Origin of the sequence: Synechococcus sp. M16.1 (genome assembly GCF_014279895.1) — a bacterium.
GTDB lineage: Bacteria > Cyanobacteriota > Cyanobacteriia > PCC-6307 > Cyanobiaceae > Parasynechococcus.
Genome location: NZ_CP047954.1, coordinates 2,083,623 through 2,102,067 on the forward strand (window position 1 = coordinate 2,083,623; position 18,445 = coordinate 2,102,067).

Consider the following 18,445-nt stretch of genomic DNA (forward strand, 5'->3'; position numbering starts at 1 on the left):
CGGATCACCTCATCTGTGCCATCCCTGAGCGAACCCAAGCAACGACGCCACCTCCTGGGCTCCAGCCGGAGCATCAGGAGGTTGTTGGAACGCCGCTGGCTGGTGGTGGTTCTGGCTCTGGCGCTCACGGGCCTTGGAGCTGCCATCACCGGCCTGCTGTTCACCAGCGGCATCAACCTGCTGCGGGATTGGCGGCTCGACCTGCTCGATGAATTTCCAGCCTGGGTGGTGCTCCCCGCCCTCGGCGCCATCGGCGGCATGGTCTCGGCCTGGTTGATCACCAACCTGTCTCCAGCCGCTGGCGGAGCCGGGATCACCCACATCATGGGCTTCCTGCGCCACCGGTCGGTTCCGATGGGGCTTCGGGTGGGCCTGGTGAAACTGGTGGCCGGCATCATTGCCATCGGCTCGGGTTTCCCCCTGGGCCCGGAAGGCCCCGCCGTTCAGATGGGCGGCTCCGTGGCCTGGCAGATGTCCCGCTGGCTGCGGGCACCGGTGGCCTTTCGCCGGGTGATTGTGGCCGCCGGTGGTGGTGCCGGTATTGCCGCCGTATTCAGTGCTCCCATCGGTGGATTCATCTACGCGATCGAGGAGCTGCTCCACTCCGCCAGGCCCGTGGTGCTGCTGCTGGTGATCATCACCACCTTCTCGGCCGACACCCTGGCGGATGTGCTGGGCTTTCTTGGCCTCAACCCCGGGGGCGGCGGGCTCAACAGCACCATCGGGTTTCAACTGGAACGGGAGTACACCCCCCTGGTGCGCTTCCTGCCAGTGGATCTGCTGTATCTGGTGGCTCTCGGTGTGGTGATCGGTGTGCTGGCGGAGCTTTACACCCGCTACGTGCTCACCATGCAGCGGCAGGGCAACCGTTGGTTCGGAGACCGACTGATCCTGCGCATGACGGTGAGCGGGCTCGTGCTGGGCTGCGTTTATGCAGCCCTGCCGGATGCCTTCCATAACCCCAACGAACTGAAGCACCTGATTGGAGCCGGCAAGGCCGATATCAGCCTGGCCCTCGCCAGCTTTGTGGTGCTCTTCTTCAGCACCGGACTGGCGGCGGGATCAGGAGCACCAGGGGGACTGTTCATGCCGATGCTGACGCTGGGAGGGGCCATTGGCTTAGCCGGTGGATTTGGCGTTGAGGCCCTCACCGGCCATGTACCCACCACCTATGTGTTCGCGGGCATGGGCGCCTTCGTTGCAGGCTGTTCCCGCACGCCGATCTCGGCGATGTTCCTGGCCTTTGCCCTCACCAAGGATCTGCTGATCCTCAAACCGATCCTGGTGGCCTGTCTCACCAGCTTCGTGATCGCCCGAGTGTTCCACCCCCACTCGATCTACGAGCGTCAGATGGGCATGGAACTCGACGCTGAAGATCGGATGGCCATGAAGCTCAATCGCTACAGACGTCCGTTCACGCCGCCAACCCCGCCATCAGGCCCAACAGGAGGCCCCAGCTGAACCAGGAAACGCTGCTGTTCGATCCGGCCACGCCGGAACCCGGAGCCCTGCGCACGGTGCTGGCCTTTCCCAGCACCTACACCGTGGGCATCACCAGCCTCGGTTATCAGATCGTCTGGTCCACCCTGGCGATGCGGTCCGACGTCGACGTGCGCCGGCTCTTCACTGATCAAGGAGATCCACCCCACAGGCACTGCGACCTATTTGGGCTTTCTCTCAGCTGGGAACTCGACGGACCAGTCCTGCTCGATCTGCTGGAACAGCAGCGCATCCCGATCTGGAGCCACGCGCGCACCGACGAGCATCCAATCGTGTTTGGTGGCGGACCTGTACTGACCGCCAATCCCGAGCCCCTTGCACCATTTTTTGATGTCGTGCTGCTGGGCGATGGCGAGGATCTGCTGCCCGCCTTTATCGATGCCCTTCAGAGCGTGAAGGGCCAACCCCGAGCCGAACAACTGCAACATCTGGCCCGGGTGCCAGGGATCTACGTGCCTGAGCTCCATGCACCCCGCTATGCAGCGGACGGCACCCTTTTGGGGGTGGCACCGGTGGATGCAACTCTTCCAGAACGGGTGGCCAAACAGACATGGCGCGGCAACAGCCTCAGCCACTCGACGGTGATCACGCCGGAAGCCGCTTGGCCTGACATCCACATGGTGGAAGTGGTGCGCAGCTGCCCGGAACTGTGCCGCTTTTGCCTGGCCAGCTATCTGACCCTGCCGTTCCGAACACCGTCGTTGGATGACGGGCTGATCCCGGCCGTGGAAAAAGGCCTTAAAGCCACCAAACGCCTCGGGCTGCTGGGAGCGTCCGTAACCCAGCACCCCCAGTTCGGCGATCTACTCCATTGGCTAGCCCAAGATCGTTTCGATGACCTACGCGTCAGCGTTAGTTCCGTGCGGGCCGCAACGGTCACTCCGAAGCTGGCGGCAGTGTTGGCAGGACGAGGCAGCAAATCCCTCACCATCGCGATCGAAAGCGGCAGCGAGCGCATGCGCCGCGTGGTGAACAAAAAGCTCAGCGGCGAAGAAATCGAAGCCGCCGCCCGCCATGCCAAGCAAGGTGGCCTCAAGGCCTTGAAGCTCTACGGAATGGTGGGACTTCCCTGTGAAGACAACGACGATGTGGAAAGCACCGCAGCGCTACTGCTGAGCCTAAAGAAAGGCACCCCTGGGCTGCGCTTCACCTTGGGGGTGAGCACCTTTGTGCCGAAGGCGCACACCCCGTTCCAATGGCAAGGGGTACGCCCTGAAGCGGAAAAACGCCTGAAGCTGCTGGCGAAACGTCTCAAACCCAAAGGCATTGATCTGCGCCCGGAAAGCTATGGCTGGAGCGTGATTCAGGCCCTGCTGTCTCGAAGCGACCGGCGCCTGGCCCCCGTGATCGCTGCGGTGCGCGGCTCCCAGGAAAGCCTGGGGGGTTGGAAAAAGGCCTACCGAGCGGCCCTGGCCGGTGAACTTCCTGAAGCCCGCAGCGCAGGCGTTGTCTTACCGCTGCCTCCCAGTTGGGAGAGCGTGGTGCACGATGCATGGGCCTCTGACACGGTGTTGCCCTGGTGCCATCTCGATGGCCCCTTGAGTCAGGAGAAGCTGCAGGAACACAGGCAAGAGGCCCTCAACCTGGGCTGAACGCTGCCGTCTCGGTCTGCCGAATCCGACTGCGCAGTCCGGCCAACAGGATCCAACCGGCAATGTTTATGCGGCTGTCAAAGAACGGCACATCAGTGCCGTGAAGCACCACCAGCACCAATACCGCAGCCCACCAAGCACGATCAAACAAACCCATGCGGCTGCAGCGCAAGGAGACGATCAACAACACCAGCACCAGACCCACCAGCGCAAGCGCCGCCGGCACCCCACTGCTGACCGCCAGCTCCAATGGCAGGTTGTGGGAATGGCCATGCCATTTGCCCGTGCGCAAGGGGTACAGCACAGAAAAAGCGGCAGCACCCCAGCCCAGCCATGGGCGTTCAGCGATTAACTGCAAAGCCACACCCCACTGACTGAGACGGGTAGAGGCCAAGACACGCTCCCCCGCATAGCGGCTGTCGCTGAGCCGTGACCACACCGACTCAGGCACCAATGCCCGGGCAGGGTCCTGGAGCAGCTCCGGGACACCGGGCCACACCGCCAGCAGAACAGGGATCAATCCCAGGGCCAACAGGGGCAGCAACCAGGGCCAACTCACCGGTCCAAGCACCAGGGGCAACGCCAGCACCAACGCGCCCCAGCCGTTGCGGGACTCCGTGAGCACGAGAGCCGTCACCAAAGCGACAGCCAGGATCAGCACAACACTCCGACGACGGCGATCGAGTCCGGGTTGCACCAGGGCCGCCAGCACCAACGGCCACACCAGCGCCAACCAGGCCGCGGCGATGTTGGCGTAATCGAACAAACCCGACAGCCGGCCCTCCGGCTCACCTCCAGGAGCCATGAACCAGATCACCAGGCCCCCCAAGAACTGCCAGGGGCCCTGCCAACCCAACCACAACTGACCCAATCCAGTCACCACAACAGGCACCGTGCCCGCCACCATCCAGAGCGCCGTTCGGCGGCGCGCCCCCGCCTCCGCCACATAGGGCTGGAACCCCCAGAATCCCCAAAAGAAAGGAAGCCAATTAGCCAGACCTGCCCAAGCCAGGTCAGCACGCAAGGCGCTGAAACAGCCGAGCAACATGAGCCCGCCAGCCAACAGAAGCGGCCAGTTCCAGCGGTCATGCCAGTAGGCGCATTCACGACGGAGGCTGCCCAGGACCAAGGCCGGCACAAACAGCAGGCTTGCCAGCAACACTGACGAGGGAAGCAACAGCAGTCCGAGCTGAAACAAGCACCAACCCCAGGGGGATGCGGCGACCGGACAGTCGCCTCTCAGCCATGCGTACAGACGTGCCGTCATGCAAAAACAGCGGTACGCCCGCGATAGACCATCACCTGACGGCGCAGATGCAAGCGAAGGGCCCGCGCCAAGGCAAGGCGTTCCGTGTCACGGCCCTTGCGGATCAGATCCTCCACTTCGTCCCGATGGCTGACTGAAACGGTGGTTTGCTCAATGATCGGGCCGTCATCCAGATCTTCGGTGACGTAGTGGGCTGTAGCGCCGATGAGCTTGACCCCACGGTCCCAGGCCCGGTGGTACGGCTGAGCACCCTTGAACGCTGGCAGAAACGAATGGTGGATGTTGATCACCTGGGGGAAACGCTCAAGGAAATCACTGCTCAGCACCTGCATGTATTTGGCCAGCACCGCAAGTTCAACCTTGTTCTTTTCAAGCAGCTCCAGGATCCGCTGCTCCGCTTCCGCTTTGGTGTCCCGACTGACGGGAACACAAACAAACGGAATCTCAAAGGATGCACACAGGGGTTCCAGATCCGGATGGTTGGCGATGACCAGGGGAACCTGCATCGGCAGCTCCCCGCTTTGAACCCGCCAGAGCAAGTCCTGCAGGCAGTGGCTCTGCTTGCTGGCAAAAATCGCCACACGGGGATACTCGTCTGAGAAGTGGAGCTGCGCCTCGCCACCAAGCCGCTGTCCCAGAGCCTGGGCCGCTTCAGGAAGCACATCGCGGGGAATGCCGAATCCCTGGAGCTGCCACTCAATCCGGCTGAGAAACACCCCAGCTCCCGCATCCGTGTGGTGATCGGCATGGCGAATGCTGCCGCCGTTGGCCGCCACCCAACCCGCCAATTCACTGACCAAGCCCGGACGATCGGGGCAGATCATCTGAAGGATGACCGTGGCGTCACTCACAACAACGCTTTGAAAAACAAAATTCTCCCGCGCAGGAGGGGCTGGTTAAAGTCGCAGGGAAATTTTCGATCACCATGCTGAAGGCTTTGAGCCGCCTTGCCGCGTTCTGCCTCTGCGTCGCTTTGAGCCTGGGTCTGATGGCCCCGGCTGTTAATGCTGCCGGCATCAGTCCTGACGACCTGGGCGTGATCCGGCGCCAGGCCGCAGCCTTTGAAGACGCAAAATCCCGTCTGCCTGATCTGGCCCGGCTGGTGAGTGAAAAGGATTGGGTGTTCACCCGCAACCTCCTGCATGGCCCCATGCAGGAAGTGAGCCGGGAAATGCTCTACATCAACCAGCGCCTCGACAAGAGCGAGCGCAAGGAAGCCACCAAGGTGGCCCGCTCCTTGAAAGAAGCTCTGGCCGATCTGGATGAAGCGGCACGCCTGCAGGACTTCAGCCGTCTGCAGAAGTCCTACAGCGCCGTGGCTGCCGGATTTGACGCCTACAGCGATCTGATCCCCGCTGAGGCCTTCAACTGAGCCGCTCCGTTGGAGTGATTGGTGCCGGGGCCATCGGCCTCGGCACCGCCTGGCATCTGGCCCAGCAAGGCCACGATGTTTCTGTTTACGACCCTCGCCTGAACCAGGCCGTTGATCGCGAGGGATCGGTAAATGCTTTGAGTGGAACATCGGCATCCCTCGGGGTTCTGATGGGTCACGTGTTTCGCCGCAGCAGCGGGCGGGGCTGGAGGCTGCGCCGCCGGAGCATGGAGCTCTGGCCGCAGTGGATCGACAAGCTGCAGGCTCACCAGCCAGATCTCAAACTCCATCCGGGCCTGCTGCAAATCGCCGAGGACGAACGAGCGGCTGAGCGGATGGAAGCGCTGGCCGCCCAGCGCGTTGAGCTGGGCCTGGAGATGGTCACCAACACCGACCTGGCAGTGGTCTGGCCGACGGCCAGGCACGGTGGCCTGCACTCGCGCCACGACGGTCGTGTGGATCCCCTGCTGCTGCAACGGGCCCTGCGACAGGCGCTGGCAGAGCAAAGCGTGGAGCTGAATGCCACGGCGGTGATCCGTCTGGAGCGCAACGACAACCACTGGCGTGTGCATCGCGCCGATGGAGACAGCTCCGTTCACAACTTTGTGGTGCTCTGCACAGCCCTGAGCTCGGATGTCTTGCTGGAACCGCTGGGCCAGGCCCGACCGATGACACCGGTGTTGGGCCAGGCCCTGTCACTGGAACTGTCAACGGGTCCGACAACGTGGAGCAACTGGCCCTCGGTGCTGGTGGATCAGGGCTTCAACCTGATTCCAACCGCACCCGGGCGATTGCTGCTCGGGGCCACCGTGGAACCGGGCGATCGCGCTTCGGAGGATCCTCTGAGCCTGATGCGCAACCTGAATGAGCGGGCACCGGAGTGGCTGCGCTCAGCCACGGTGGTTGGCCATTGGAGTGGCCTGCGGGCCCGGCCCGTGGAGCGCCCGGCCCCTCTGCTGGAGGAGCTGGAACCCGGGTTGATCCTTGCCAGTGGGCACTATCGCAACGGCGTTCTGCTCACGCCTGGCACCGCCGAGTGGGTCGCCGCTGAACTCGAGCAGAGATCACTCGAGCAGGCATAAAAAAAGGGCCCCGCAGGGCCCTAGTGAGTTCGGGAATCAACCGATCACTTGGTCTCGGTGAACTCCGCGTCGATGACGTCGTCACTGGCATCGCCACCACCGGCGTTGGCTCCGGCACCGGCATCAGCGCCAGGCGCGCTAGCACCAGCTGCAGCCCCTTCCTGCTGATAAACGGAAGCGCCCACGGTGTAGAGCTCCTGCTGCAGTTCCTCCAGCAGGGTCTTCATCGCGTCGTAGTCGTCCTTCTCGGTGGCTTCCTTGAGCTTGAGGCGCTTCTCCTCCAGCTTCGCCTTGGCGTCGGCGTCAACCTTGTCGCCCAGTTCTCCCATCTGCTTTTCAGCCTGGTAGACGAGGGTTTCGGCCTGGTTCTTGAGGTCGATCTTTTCGCGCTTCTCCTTGTCAGCGCTGGCATTGGCCTCGGCGTCCTTGACCATCTTGTCGACCTCAGAATCCGAGAGGGTCGACGCACCGGTGATCGAGATGGACTGCTCCTTGCCGCTGCCCTTGTCCTTGGCGGTGACGCTGAGGATGCCGTTGGCGTCGATGTCGAAGGTCACTTCGATCTGAGGCACGCCCCGGGGAGCCGGGGGGATGCCATCGAGACGGAAGGTTCCAAGGGACTTGTTGTCGGATGCCATCTCGCGCTCACCCTGGAGCACGTGAATTTCCACGTTGGTCTGACCATCCACAGCCGTGGAGTAGGTCTCGGTCTTCTTGGTGGGAACCGTGGTGTTGCGGGTGATCATCTTGGTCATCACACCGCCGAGAGTCTCCACACCCAGGGAGAGGGGCGTGACGTCGAGCAGAAGGATGTCCTTCACCTCCCCGGCCAGCACACCGCCCTGAATGGCAGCACCAACAGCCACCACCTCATCGGGGTTCACCGTCTGGTTGGGGTCTTTGCCGGTGATGCGCTTCACCAGTTCGAGCACGGCCGGAATGCGGGTGGAACCACCCACCATCACGATTTCGTCCAGCTCGCCGGAGGAGAGCTTGGCGTCCTTGAGCGCCTGCTCCACAGGCATGGCGCAGCGGTCGATCAGCTTGGAGGCCAGTTCCTCGAACTTGGCGCGGGTGAGGGTGAGATCCAGGTGCTTGGGACCCTCAGGCGTGGCCGTGATGAACGGCAGGTTGATCTCGCTCTGGGTGGCGTTGGACAGCTCCACCTTGGCTTTTTCAGCGGCTTCGGTGAGGCGCTGCAGGGCCTGCTTGTCCTGACGCAGATCGATGCCTTCGTTGGATTTGAAGGTCTCGGCCAGGTGATCAACAATCACCTTGTCGAAATCGTCACCACCGAGGTGCGTGTCACCAGCGGTGGACAACACCTCAAACACGCCGTCGCCAACTTCCAGAACGGACACGTCGAAGGTGCCACCGCCCAGGTCGAAGACCAGGATGCGCTCGTTGCTCTTCTTGTCGAGGCCGTAGGCCAGAGCCGCAGCGGTGGGCTCGTTGATGATGCGCAGCACCTCAAGGCCAGCGATCTTGCCGGCGTCCTTGGTGGCCTGGCGCTGGGAGTCGTTGAAGTAGGCGGGAACGGTAATCACCGCTTGGCTGACGGTTTCACCGAGGTACTTACCGGCGTCCTCGGCCAGCTTGCGCAGCACCTGGGCGGACACCTCTTCAGGCGCAAATTGCTTGTCGAGAACCGGGCACTTCACCTTCACGTTGGAGCCGGCCTTTGCGACGCCGTAGCTCACCTCTTTCGATTCCTCGTTCACCTCATCAACCCGACGGCCGATGAAACGCTTGACGGAATAGAAGGTGTTATCCGGGTTCATCACCGCCTGACGTTTGGCGATCTGACCCACCAGCTGATCCTGGTTCTTGGTGTAAGCAACCACGGAGGGCGTGGTGCGGAAGCCCTCGGCGTTCGCGATCACGGTGGGCTTGCCGCCCTCCATCACGGAAACACAGCTGTTCGTGGTGCCAAGGTCAATGCCGACAACCTTGCCCATCGGTGCCCACCTCCAGAAATGGTGATTTGAATGGGCTCATCCTCCACAGCAGACCCGGTGACAGGCGAGGTGTGGTTCCCGAACAGGCAGGCTGGTGGAGCGATCCGGCCCTGGCAATGATCAACGGCGACACCAGCCTTGTGGGCCTGCTTGGCAATCCAGTGCGCCACTCGCTTTCGCCGGTGATGCAGAACGCCGCCATCGAAAGCATGGGGCTCAACTGGCGCTACCTGGCCCTGCCCTGCACAAGCGAAAACCTTGATGAAGTGCTGAAGGGTCTGAGGGCCGTGGGCTGCCAAGGCCTCAACGTCACCATCCCCCACAAACAAGCCATCGCCGAGCTCTGCGAGGAGCTGAGCCCACTGGCGAAACGGCTCGGTGCCGTCAACACCCTGATTCCGGGAGCGGGTGGTGGCTGGTTCGGCACCAACACCGATGTGGAGGGCTTTCTGGCACCCCTCGGTGCCAACGACGCCTGGGCCGGACGCCATGCCGTGGTGATCGGCTGCGGCGGATCAGCTCGAGCCGTGGTCGCCGGTCTGCAGACCCTGAACCTCAGCAGCATCACCGTTGTGGGACGGCGCAGCGAGGCACTGCAAGCCTTCATCACTGATCTGCAGCAGAGCCACGCCCCCCTGACGGCCTGTCTCGACACCGCTGTTCAGCTCAACGAGAACGTGGCTCAAGCGGCTCTCGTGGTGAACACCACCCCGGTGGGCATGACCCAGCACGGTGACCCCGAGGCGATGCCACTGGGGGCCGAGCTCTGGACAAACCTGAACGGAGAAGCGGTGTTGTACGACCTGATCTACACACCAAGGCCCACCAGCTGGCTCGCCGCTGGGCAACAACGGGGCCACCGCTGCATCGATGGTCTCGAGATGCTGGTGCAGCAGGGCGCTGCCTCTCTGCGGCTCTGGAGTGGACGCGACGACGTTCCTGTCGCGGCGATGCGCAGCGCCGCCACAACTGCTCTTGCGACCTAAGGTCCCAACAATCCATAGCTCCACCGTGCAGATTCCCCTCTGGCAGCGGCTTCTTGCACCGCTGGTGTACCTGCTCCCCTGGAGTGACGCCATTCCCTTTGGCCTCGGGGCTGACGGTGTGTTCAACCAGATCCCGTTGCTGAGGCTGCTGATCGTTCCTGCAGTGCCGCTAATCCAATTGGATCGTGGGGTTCCCTTCGGTGGCCTGCTGCTGTTCTTCGTGCTGTTTCTTGCGGTGGTGCGGAATCCGGCCGTTCCCTACTTCCTGCGCTTCAACACCCTGCAGGCCCTGCTCACCGACATCGTCATCGTTGTGCTGAGCTTCGCGTTTGGGATCCTTCTCCAACCGATTGCCGGAGGCAGCCTGCTGCTGAGCACCCTGTCCAGCACGGTTGTGGTGGCGGTGCTGGCGATCCTTCTGTTCGCCCTGGTGGAGTGCTGGCGCGGTCGCGAACCGGATCTGCCCGGCATCAGCCAGGCCGTACGCATGCAGCTCTACTGAAGCTTCGTGGGCACGCCAGGGGATATGGTGTTGGATCCGTCGCTCACTTCGGTGAGCCTGATGCCCCTTCGGTGCTGCCCATGACGCACGATCCGTATTACGAAACCATGTACATCCTTCGTCCGGACATTCCGGAGGAGGAAGTTGAAAGCCATCTCACCAAGTACCGCGACATGCTCGTGGAAGCTGGTGCCGACGTGCTGGACAACCAGATGCGTGGCAAGCGCCGTCTGGCCTATCCGATTGCGAAGCACAAGGAAGGCATTTACGTGCAACTGAGCCACAACGGCGATGGCCAGCACGTTGCTGTTCTCGAGAAGGCAATGCGCCTCAGTGAGGATGTGATCCGCTATCTGACCGTGAAGCAGGAAGGTCCCCTTCCCGCACCTCGGGTGATGCCGGGCAGCGAAGCTGCTCAACAGCAACAGGCCGAAACCGCTGCATCAGCTGACTGATCAGCATTGTTGGATTCGTGGGTGGGCGATACCGTCCGCCCATGGATTCGAAACACGACCACCCTCAACCAACCGAACCTGTTTGGAACGAGCGTCATGGCGACGCTGAAGTGATTCGGTTGCTGAAACAGAGAATTTCCGAGCTCGAGGGCGAGATCGAGGCCTACAACGAGCTTCTGGCCGAACTTCCGGACGTCTTTGAACGACGTTTCCAACAGCGGCTTGAGCCGTTGATGGAGCTTTATCAACTGCTGGCTGAACAGGTTGATCAAGACCAGATCGAACGGCCTCAGCCAGCCCTGCCTGGAAGCTCAGAACCGGACAACGTTGTGCGTTTTCCGGGCCTGAGGCTTCTCAACTTCCTGCAGAAGCGGCAGCGCTCAGCTTGAACGGCGCTGGGATGCTGACCAGAGTCGGGTCGGCAGACCCCAGACGTAGATAAAGCCCTCTGCAGCGCGGTGATCGAACTGATCCTCACTGCCGTAGGACGCCATTTCGGGGACGTACAGGCTGCTGTCGGCTGAACCGCGGCCGGTGACCGTGGCCGTTCCTTTGTGCAGCCGGAGACGAACGACACCATTGACAGTGGTCTGGGTGCGGTCCATGAAGCCGTCCAGAGCATCCTTGAGAGGGCCAAACCAAAGGCCCTGGTAGACGAGATCGGCCCACTGCATTTCCAATTGCCGCTTGCTGCGCAGCACATCGGCGGCCAGGGTCAGGCTTTCCAGTTCCTGGTGGGCCTGGATCAACAGTAAAAGGCCAGGCGTTTCGTAGATCTCCCGGGATTTGATCCCCACCACACGGTTCTCGATCATGTCGAGACGGCCGATGCCATGGGTGCCCGCCAGGCGGTTGGCTTCACGGATCAAAGCCACCGGGTCCAGCTGCTGACCGTTGATCGCCACAGGATTGCCTGCTTCAAAGGCAATCTCGATCTCTTCAGAGGCATCCGGAGCCTCCTCCACCGATCGCGTCATCGCAAACACCTCCTCCGGCGGAGCCACCATCGGGTCTTCAAGGGGTCCGGCTTCAATGCTGCGGCCCAGCAGATTGAGATCGATCGAGTAAGGCGACTTCTTGCTCACCGGTGCGGGCAGACCAAAGCGTTCGCCGTAGGCGATGGTCTCCTCACGGCTCATGCCCCACTCACGGGCTGGGGTGAGCACCTTGAGGTCCGGTGCCAACGCAGCGATGGCCACATCGAAACGCACCTGATCATTGCCCTTGCCTGTGCATCCATGGGCGACAGCATCGGCACCCACTTCCCGGGCCACCTCCACCAGGCGCTTCGCGATCAGAGGCCTCGCCAGGGCCGTGGAGAGGGGGTAACGGCCTTCGTAGAGGGCGTTGGCACGAATCGCCGGAAAAGCGAAATCCTTGATGAAGGGCTGAATCAGATCTCCCACCAGCGACTGACTGGCACCCGCATCCAGCGCTTTCTGACGAATCGGCTCCAGCTCATCGCCCTGGCCGAGATCAGCGGCAAAGGTGATCACATCCTCAACACCCCATTCCTGCTTGAGGTATGGGATGCAGACACTGGTATCCACTCCCCCGGAATAGGCGAGTACCACCTTCTTGGCGCGGCCCATCAATGGGTCTCCTGATCACAATCATCTGATTCTCTCGTCTCGCCGGTCGCCACCTGTGGAGAAGCCGCAAGCAACCATGCAGCCAATGCTGCAGCCGGGACAAAGACCAGCAGCAGCGCCAGGGTCCAGGAGGTCTGCAACGGTTCAGGCCGCTGCAAACCCCACCAATGCAGACCAAAGCTGATGATCAGGGCCAGACCCCATAGAAGAACGAGCAGCGCAGATTTGTTCAGTGGGGGATCAAAAACAGCACATGGTCTATCTTGGTTGATTGGCCCGCGTCCCTCCCTGCATGAGCGCTCTGGTTGATTCAAACGCCCTGGACAGCGTCAACCCGTCCCTCACCCGCTACGGGCGCCGCGACCCTGCACCCGTGCTGCCCCTGCGTGAGGAGCCTGACCTTCTGTCTTGGCTGGAAACCAGCGGCCGTCTCGTTGCCGACGAAGAATCCGGTTCACCTGAAGTGAGCACCGTCGAAGAGGAGGAACTCTCCGCGCTCATGGGTGAGAAAGAGGATTACAACAAGGACGACGAGCAAAACGAGGAGCAGTGGGAGGACTGACGTTCCCCAAGCACTGACTGGTCGCCACTGAGCGACTCACCTAGGGTCCCAGCGATCAGTCCAGTGCAGCTTTGCAATCCACGGATTCGAACCGCCGTCCTTGGTGGGAGAACGGCTCATTGAGTGCCAGCTTGCTGATGCTGGTGGTCTTGATGACCAGCTTTGCAGCCGACAAGTGGATCACCAATGCGCAACTGAGCCTGCCGCTCTTGATTTCAGCGGTCTGCGCAACAGCGACTGCAGCCTTGGGCATTCCCCTTCTGCGGCGCTTGAAGATGGGGCAATTCATCCGTGAGGAAGGCCCCAAAGCCCATCAGAGCAAGGCGGGAACGCCAACGATGGGGGGCCTTCTGGTGGTTCCCGTCGGGGTCATTCTCGGGAGCCTGATCACACGGGACGCCGTGGCGTCACAACAACTGCTCAGCCTGGCAGCCCTGACCCTGGCGTTCATGCTGATCGGCGGCATCGATGACTGGAGCAGCCTCACCAAACACACCAATGCTGGCCTGACGGCGCGAGGAAAATTGCTGCTGCAAGCCATGGCAGCCGCAACCTTTCTGGCCATCGCTGCCTGGCAGGGCTGGATCAGCAGCAGCATTGCCCTGCCCTTTGGCCTTGAACTGCCCCTAGGTCTTCTGATCTGGCCGCTGGGGCTGTTTGTCGTTCTGGCGGAGAGCAACGCCACCAACCTCACCGATGGCCTGGATGGCTTGGCCAGCGGCTGCGGAGCACTGGTGTTTACCGGTCTGGCACTTCAACTGATGCTCCGGGGAGACAACGGAGATCCCGCCTTGGCTGGCTTCTGCATGACCATGGCCGGGGCATGGCTTGGGTTTCTGGTGCACAACCGAAACCCAGCTCGGGCCTTCATGGGCGACACAGGGTCCCTGGCGATGGGAGCCGCCCTCAGCGGTGTGGCTCTGTTGTCCAACAGCCTCTGGCCCCTGCTGGTGATGGGAGGCGTCTTCGTCGCGGAATCCCTCTCCGTGATCATCCAGGTTTGGGTGTTCAAGGCCACGAAAGGACCTGATGGTCAGGGGCGACGCGTGTTCCGCATGGCGCCGCTGCATCACCACTTTGAGCTGGGCGGCACCAATGAACGAAGCGTGGTGCCTGCGTTCTGGCTCGCCACAGCAGGGCTTGTACTTCTGGGACTGGTGCTGCGTCCCTGAGCGCTGATCTTTGATCCAATCCTGAGGACTATGACTTTGAAGTGGGCTGAAGGATGCAGTGATTCAGATCGTCAATGAAGTTGAACTTGGTTTCCCCCGCACAAAATCAATACGTCTGAGAAAAGTTGACACCGATGCAAAAAAAGACCGACGTTTTTAAGAATTTGGAGTGACCACAACACAGTTCCCTGAATGAAGGGAGGCCTGAACGACACAGTCGGTACTCACAGGATTTTTGATATCCAGAACGAACGCTTTGCACCGCTCACATCCCTTAAAGTCATGTTTTGAGGCGGCAAGGCAGGATGACCTACTTCACCTGGCGTGAATCCGGTCTCACCGCTGACTGCTCAAGCCTCGAGGCGATGGCTGCCCGCTTTGAGGAGTCGGCGAGTTTGATGCGGCGCATGTCAAGCGAGGGGTTCCAACTGGAACGCCAGGGAACGGAGCAGCGCATCACGCATCCCGATCCCACCGTGTTTGAAGCCTGGGGTTTCGTCAGCGAAGAATCACCGGTTCGCCAACTCACGCTGATCCCCGATCTTCAGAACTGATGGACAACCTGCTTGCCAAAACCGCTGAGCTGCTCGCCAGCGCCGCTGCCGATCCTGATCGGGTTCTTCGGTGGGTGCTGATCTATTTCGGTGTGTCGTCGCTTGGATTCATGGGCGTTTGGCTGATCGGCGAAGTGCGCCGTCAGAGCAGCACCGATTCGAATTGAGCCCTCAGCGGCTCGCTTCCACCGAGCGCTGACGCCATTGAGGCGTTTGCTCCATCGATTTCAGCTGCTCTGCACTGGGGCTCTCAAGCACGTCCAGGAGAACGCATCCTTGACCTAGCGGGAGATCAGGCGCTGCAACCCAGGCTGCGGAAAGTCTCAGGACTTGCGTTGATTGATGATGCAGGCAGGCCATTCAAAGATCACCATGCCGTCGTTTCCACGCACCGTGATGCTGCTGGGCAGCGGGGAGCTGGGCAAGGAGGTGGCCATTGCTGCCCAACGGCTTGGCTGCCGGGTGATCGCCTGCGATCGCTATGCCGCTGCCCCGGCCATGCAGGTAGCGGACGTGGCCGAAGTGCTGCCGATGACCGATGCCGATGCCTTGCTGGAGGTGGTCAGGCGCCACCAACCCGACGTGGTGATCCCGGAGATCGAAGCACTCGCCGTGCATGCCCTGGCGGAACTCGAACAAGAAGGGATCACCGTGATTCCCACGGCCCGCGCGACGGCCGTCACGATGAACCGAGACCGCATCCGCGACCTGGCGGCCGGCGAACTCGGTCTCCGCACCGCCCGCTTCGCCTATGCCTCCAGTGCTGAGGAACTCACGGCAGTGGCGGAACCACTGGGCTGGCCCGTCGTGGTGAAACCGGTGATGAGTTCCTCCGGCAAAGGCCAGAGCGTGGTGACCTGTGCAGACGATCTGCCCAAGGCCTGGGAGGCCGCCATGGCCGGTGCACGGGGCACCTCAACCCAGGTGATCGTGGAGGAATTTCTTCATTTCGATCTGGAGATCACCCTGCTCACCATCCGTCAGCGCAATGGCGAAACCCTGTTCTGTGCGCCGATCGGCCACGAACAGGAAGGAGGGGACTATCAATGCAGCTGGCAGCCCGCTCAACTCAGCGACCAACAACTGCGTCAGGCCCAGGCCATGGCCAAAACCGTCACCGACAACCTGGGCGGTGCCGGTCTGTTCGGGGTGGAGTTTTTCCTCTGTGGCGATGAGGTGATTTTTTCTGAACTGTCGCCCCGGCCGCACGACACTGGCCTGGTGACCCTGATCAGCCAGAACCTGAGCGAGTTCGAACTGCATCTGCGTGCTGTTCTCGGTCTGCCGATCCCCACCATCACGGCAGCTGATGCGGCCGCCAGCCGCGTGATCCTGGCCCAAACGAACATGGACTCCGTGGCTTTTGAAGGGGTCGAACAAGCGCTCACGGAAGCTGACACCCAAGTGCTGCTGTTCGGCAAGCCCACAGCCCGCCCCGGTCGACGCATGGGTGTGGCCCTGGCAAGGGGAGGAGATCGGAAGGAAGCACAAGCAAAGGCCGACAGGGCAGCCGCCTGTGTGACCGTGATTCCAGGATCAACGGCTGCCTGAAAATCGGTAGTGGGTTAAGCCATCCAGCACGGCTCCAACACTGGGGCGTTTCGAGACGTACACCCGCTGCTGGGTCCGTTGGCCCAACAGGCAGGGATCGTGATCCGCAGGAACCACGGTGGCAGGCAAACCATCCAGCAACTCTCCATCCCCCTGCTGACTGGCCACCACCAGAACCTGCTGCAGAGGGAGCTGCCAGGACTGGGCCAGAAAACGGATGGCCTCACTGCGGGACGCGCGCTGGGGAAGAACATCCAGAAACCAATGGCAACGGAGCTGAGGTTCCGCCTGCAGACCATGGCGGCGCAGGCACTGACGGGCCAAACCAATCAGGCTGCGGTTGGAAGCACGCAACAGGTAGCTGACCTTGAAGGGACTCTGATGATCCGGGTCCTGAAGCTGAAGGTGTTCCTCGAGTTGACCCATCGCTGCGAGCACAGCCTCGCGATCCCAGGCTTGGCTGATGCGCTTCGCCCACACGGGATCTTCCACGCGATCCGAGCTGTGGTGAATCTCGGTTCCAGCCCGGCAGATCCAGGCCTTGGGTTCGGGAAGATGCAACTCCTGGTAGCGCTGACGCGCCTGATCCAGCGACCGCCCCGTGAGAATCACCAAGCCTGTCGACGCGGCGAAGGGTTCGGCCTGAAGCCGATCGCGCAGATGCGCAAGGGAGCGTTCCTCCGGCAGCTCCAAGCAGCTGTCGAGATCCAGCGCCAACAGCCTGGAGACGGGGCTGGGCCGCCGCACCACCGACATTCCACGCACTGGTGACACGCGAACTTTCTGCTGCATCAGGGCGAGGTACTGACACACATGGGCATCCCAGCTGAAGTGCCGACTGATGGCCTCAACCCCGTTGTCACTCCAACGGCGCCAACGGGAGCGATCACTGCCGGCCAATTCCAGGGCCTCCTGAAGTGCTCCGGGATCGGTGACGTCCGCCAGAAGACCGTTGTCGCAACGGTGTTGGATGTCCCGTGGACCGCCATCGTCGGTAGCCACCATCGGCAAACCACAGGCCGCGGCCTCCAGAAGGGTGAGTCCGAAGGGTTCGGTCAACGCCGGGTTCACAAACAGCCCCCCACGGCGCGCCGCCCAGCGATAAAGGGCAGGAATCTGGGCACGGCTGTGTTGTTTGGGATAGGCCACCTGGCCATAGAGATCAAAGCGATCCACCAGATCGAACACCTGCTGGAGCACATCGCGCTGCTGCTTCTCGAGCTCACGCGGGTCATCCCGACAGCCCAGCACAAGCACCAGGTTGTGACGCTGCCGCAGCACCGGCGACTGACCAAAGGCTTCCACCAGAGCGGGAATGTTCTTGCGCCGCACCGCACGGGAAATCGCCAGCAGGGGCGGACGATCCGGCTCCCTGAGGAAAGGCTGCAACAGGCTTTGCAACGCGGAGCATTCCTGCGATGAACCGTGGGGATGGAACCGGGAAGCATCAACGCCAGGGGGCACCACCGCCGCCTGATCCGTCTGAAAGTGGCCGTAGCGGCAGTACTGCTGATCCGCCTCCTGACGGGTGCTGGTGATCACCAGATCCGCCTGGGCGAGAGCACGCTCTTCGGCGTCAATGCGCCGGCTGATGGCATAGGTCTGCTCAAGTTGAGAGCGATCCAAGCCACCAGCCAGGAGACGACGCTGTTTCTCCCGGCCGAGGGAATGACCCGTAAAAACAAGCGGAATGCCCAACCGCTGACTGACGAGAGCACCCACCAGACCGGCATCGGCGTAATGAGCATGAATCCAATCGACCCTCTGGCCGGGCTGGCTCAGATGTTCCACCAGCTGATCAGCCAGCTCCTCGAGATGGGGCCAAAGCAACTCCTTGCGCAGATACCGCTTGGGACCAAAAGGAAAGCGCAGGATGCGGGCCCCTGGAGCAATGGCTTCGACCCGTTGGCTGTAATCGAGATCGACCCGACGGTCCTGAATCAGGCGGGTGACCACATCAACCTGCTCAACCTCCGCCCGCTGCGCCAGGCTGCGCACGAGCTCCAGCACATACAGGGTCTGACCACCGGTATCAGCATCCCGCCCCAGTTCGAGCTCATGGGAACGAAACAGACCGTGAAGGTGCAGATGCAACAACCGGATCCCCATTCGCTCCACTCACAAACAACAACGGGACGCAGATTCGGTGCCGTTGTTTTTTCTTTAGAGGCGGAAGAAGGGATAAAAAATGAAAAAAACCTTAGAAGAGCTGCAAATCAAACCGAGCAAGAAAGCTGAGTTGTGTTGTCGTGCAATGGATCTGAGCTGTATGGACAACAGTTAAAGGCTCAGCCTGTTGT

General features: G+C 61.8%; 20 protein-coding genes. 14 read left to right on the forward strand and 6 right to left on the reverse strand.

What is annotated here, in order from left to right; translation table 11 throughout:
- Window positions 1-15 precede the first annotated feature (15 nt).
- The gene (locus SynM161_RS11825; protein WP_186541569.1) at window positions 16-1,461 is read left to right on the forward strand and encodes a ClC family H(+)/Cl(-) exchange transporter; all 1,446 of its coding nucleotides are present in this window, start codon (window positions 16-18) and stop codon (window positions 1,459-1,461) included.
- A 56-nt stretch (window positions 1,462-1,517) separates the two neighbouring features.
- Window positions 1,518-3,092, forward strand: a complete 1,575-nt coding sequence (locus tag SynM161_RS11830) for a radical SAM protein (protein WP_255441810.1) — start codon at window positions 1,518-1,520, stop codon at window positions 3,090-3,092.
- Here the strand turns inward: SynM161_RS11830 and SynM161_RS11835 are convergent.
- Window positions 3,079-4,359 carry an O-antigen ligase gene (locus SynM161_RS11835; RefSeq protein WP_186541570.1) on the reverse strand — a complete coding sequence of 427 codons (1,281 nt, stop codon included), beginning with the start codon at window positions 4,357-4,359 and terminating at the stop codon, window positions 3,079-3,081. The two genes, SynM161_RS11830 and SynM161_RS11835, sit on opposite strands and share 14 nt — an antisense overlap.
- The gene (purU, locus tag SynM161_RS11840; RefSeq protein WP_186541571.1) at window positions 4,356-5,210 is read right to left on the reverse strand and encodes a formyltetrahydrofolate deformylase; all 855 of its coding nucleotides are present in this window, start codon (window positions 5,208-5,210) and stop codon (window positions 4,356-4,358) included. The genes SynM161_RS11835 and purU overlap by 4 nt, the downstream gene beginning before the upstream one ends.
- Before the next feature lie 74 nt (window positions 5,211-5,284).
- On the opposite strand from purU, the gene psbQ reads away from it, so the two are divergent.
- Both psbQ and SynM161_RS11850 read left to right on the forward strand, forming a co-directional pair.
- On the forward strand, window positions 5,285-5,731 hold the full coding sequence (psbQ, locus tag SynM161_RS11845) for a photosystem II protein PsbQ (protein ID WP_186541572.1): 447 nt from the start codon (window positions 5,285-5,287) through the stop codon (window positions 5,729-5,731).
- A 14-nt stretch (window positions 5,732-5,745) separates the two neighbouring features.
- Window positions 5,746-6,813 carry an FAD-binding oxidoreductase gene (locus tag SynM161_RS11850; protein ID WP_186541573.1) on the forward strand — a complete coding sequence of 356 codons (1,068 nt, stop codon included), beginning with the start codon at window positions 5,746-5,748 and terminating at the stop codon, window positions 6,811-6,813.
- Window positions 6,814-6,857: 44 nt separating this feature from the next.
- On the opposite strand, the gene dnaK is transcribed toward SynM161_RS11850, so the two are convergent.
- A complete protein-coding gene (dnaK, locus tag SynM161_RS11855) occupies window positions 6,858-8,771 on the reverse strand; it encodes a molecular chaperone DnaK (RefSeq protein WP_186541574.1) in 1,914 nt (637 codons plus the stop codon).
- Window positions 8,772-8,887: 116 nt separating this feature from the next.
- On the opposite strand from dnaK, the gene SynM161_RS11860 reads away from it, so the two are divergent.
- The 4 genes from SynM161_RS11860 to SynM161_RS11875 all read left to right on the forward strand — a co-directional run bounded on the left by SynM161_RS11860 (window position 8,888) and on the right by SynM161_RS11875 (window position 11,103).
- On the forward strand, window positions 8,888-9,757 hold the full coding sequence (locus SynM161_RS11860; protein ID WP_186542691.1) for a shikimate dehydrogenase: 870 nt from the start codon (window positions 8,888-8,890) through the stop codon (window positions 9,755-9,757).
- 25 nt (window positions 9,758-9,782) lie between these two features.
- On the forward strand, window positions 9,783-10,259 hold the full coding sequence (locus tag SynM161_RS11865) for a Tic20 family protein (protein ID WP_115009744.1): 477 nt from the start codon (window positions 9,783-9,785) through the stop codon (window positions 10,257-10,259).
- Window positions 10,260-10,339: 80 nt separating this feature from the next.
- On the forward strand, window positions 10,340-10,714 hold the full coding sequence (gene rpsF / locus SynM161_RS11870) for a 30S ribosomal protein S6 (protein ID WP_186541575.1): 375 nt from the start codon (window positions 10,340-10,342) through the stop codon (window positions 10,712-10,714).
- Between the two features lie 41 nt (window positions 10,715-10,755).
- A complete protein-coding gene (locus tag SynM161_RS11875; RefSeq protein WP_186541576.1) occupies window positions 10,756-11,103 on the forward strand; it encodes a hypothetical protein in 348 nt (115 codons plus the stop codon).
- On the opposite strand, the gene SynM161_RS11880 is transcribed toward SynM161_RS11875, so the two are convergent.
- Both SynM161_RS11880 and SynM161_RS11885 read right to left on the reverse strand, forming a co-directional pair.
- Window positions 11,095-12,306: an argininosuccinate synthase gene (locus SynM161_RS11880; protein ID WP_186541577.1), complete on the reverse strand. Its 1,212-nt coding sequence runs from the start codon at window positions 12,304-12,306 to the stop codon at window positions 11,095-11,097. The genes SynM161_RS11875 and SynM161_RS11880 overlap by 9 nt on opposite strands.
- The gene (locus SynM161_RS11885) at window positions 12,306-12,446 is read right to left on the reverse strand and encodes a hypothetical protein (RefSeq protein WP_170950503.1); all 141 of its coding nucleotides are present in this window, start codon (window positions 12,444-12,446) and stop codon (window positions 12,306-12,308) included. Before SynM161_RS11885 ends, SynM161_RS11880 begins: the two co-directional genes overlap by 1 nt.
- 152 nt (window positions 12,447-12,598) lie before the next feature.
- Between SynM161_RS11885 and SynM161_RS11890 the strand changes: the two genes are divergently transcribed.
- From SynM161_RS11890 to purT, 5 genes are all read left to right on the forward strand, one after another.
- Window positions 12,599-12,868, forward strand: a complete 270-nt coding sequence (locus SynM161_RS11890) for a DUF3134 domain-containing protein (protein ID WP_114988803.1) — start codon at window positions 12,599-12,601, stop codon at window positions 12,866-12,868.
- Between the two features lie 137 nt (window positions 12,869-13,005).
- The gene (gene mraY / locus SynM161_RS11895; protein WP_255441811.1) at window positions 13,006-14,040 is read left to right on the forward strand and encodes a phospho-N-acetylmuramoyl-pentapeptide-transferase; all 1,035 of its coding nucleotides are present in this window, start codon (window positions 13,006-13,008) and stop codon (window positions 14,038-14,040) included.
- 305 nt (window positions 14,041-14,345) lie between these two features.
- On the forward strand, window positions 14,346-14,594 hold the full coding sequence (locus SynM161_RS11900; RefSeq protein WP_115009741.1) for a hypothetical protein: 249 nt from the start codon (window positions 14,346-14,348) through the stop codon (window positions 14,592-14,594).
- Complete coding sequence (locus SynM161_RS11905) at window positions 14,594-14,761, forward strand: hypothetical protein (protein WP_170951322.1); 168 nt, start codon at window positions 14,594-14,596, stop codon at window positions 14,759-14,761. Before SynM161_RS11900 ends, SynM161_RS11905 begins: the two co-directional genes overlap by 1 nt.
- 205 nt (window positions 14,762-14,966) lie before the next feature.
- A complete protein-coding gene (purT, locus tag SynM161_RS11910) occupies window positions 14,967-16,145 on the forward strand; it encodes a formate-dependent phosphoribosylglycinamide formyltransferase (RefSeq protein WP_186541579.1) in 1,179 nt (392 codons plus the stop codon).
- Here purT and SynM161_RS11915 read toward each other — a convergent pair.
- The gene (locus SynM161_RS11915; RefSeq protein ID WP_186541580.1) at window positions 16,131-18,254 is read right to left on the reverse strand and encodes an HAD family hydrolase; all 2,124 of its coding nucleotides are present in this window, start codon (window positions 18,252-18,254) and stop codon (window positions 16,131-16,133) included. The two genes, purT and SynM161_RS11915, sit on opposite strands and share 15 nt — an antisense overlap.
- Between SynM161_RS11915 and SynM161_RS11920 the strand changes: the two genes are divergently transcribed.
- Window positions 18,234-18,383, forward strand: coding sequence for a hypothetical protein (locus SynM161_RS11920; RefSeq protein WP_186542696.1), 150 nt, complete (start codon window positions 18,234-18,236; stop codon window positions 18,381-18,383). The genes SynM161_RS11915 and SynM161_RS11920 overlap by 21 nt on opposite strands.
- Window positions 18,384-18,445 lie beyond the last annotated feature (62 nt).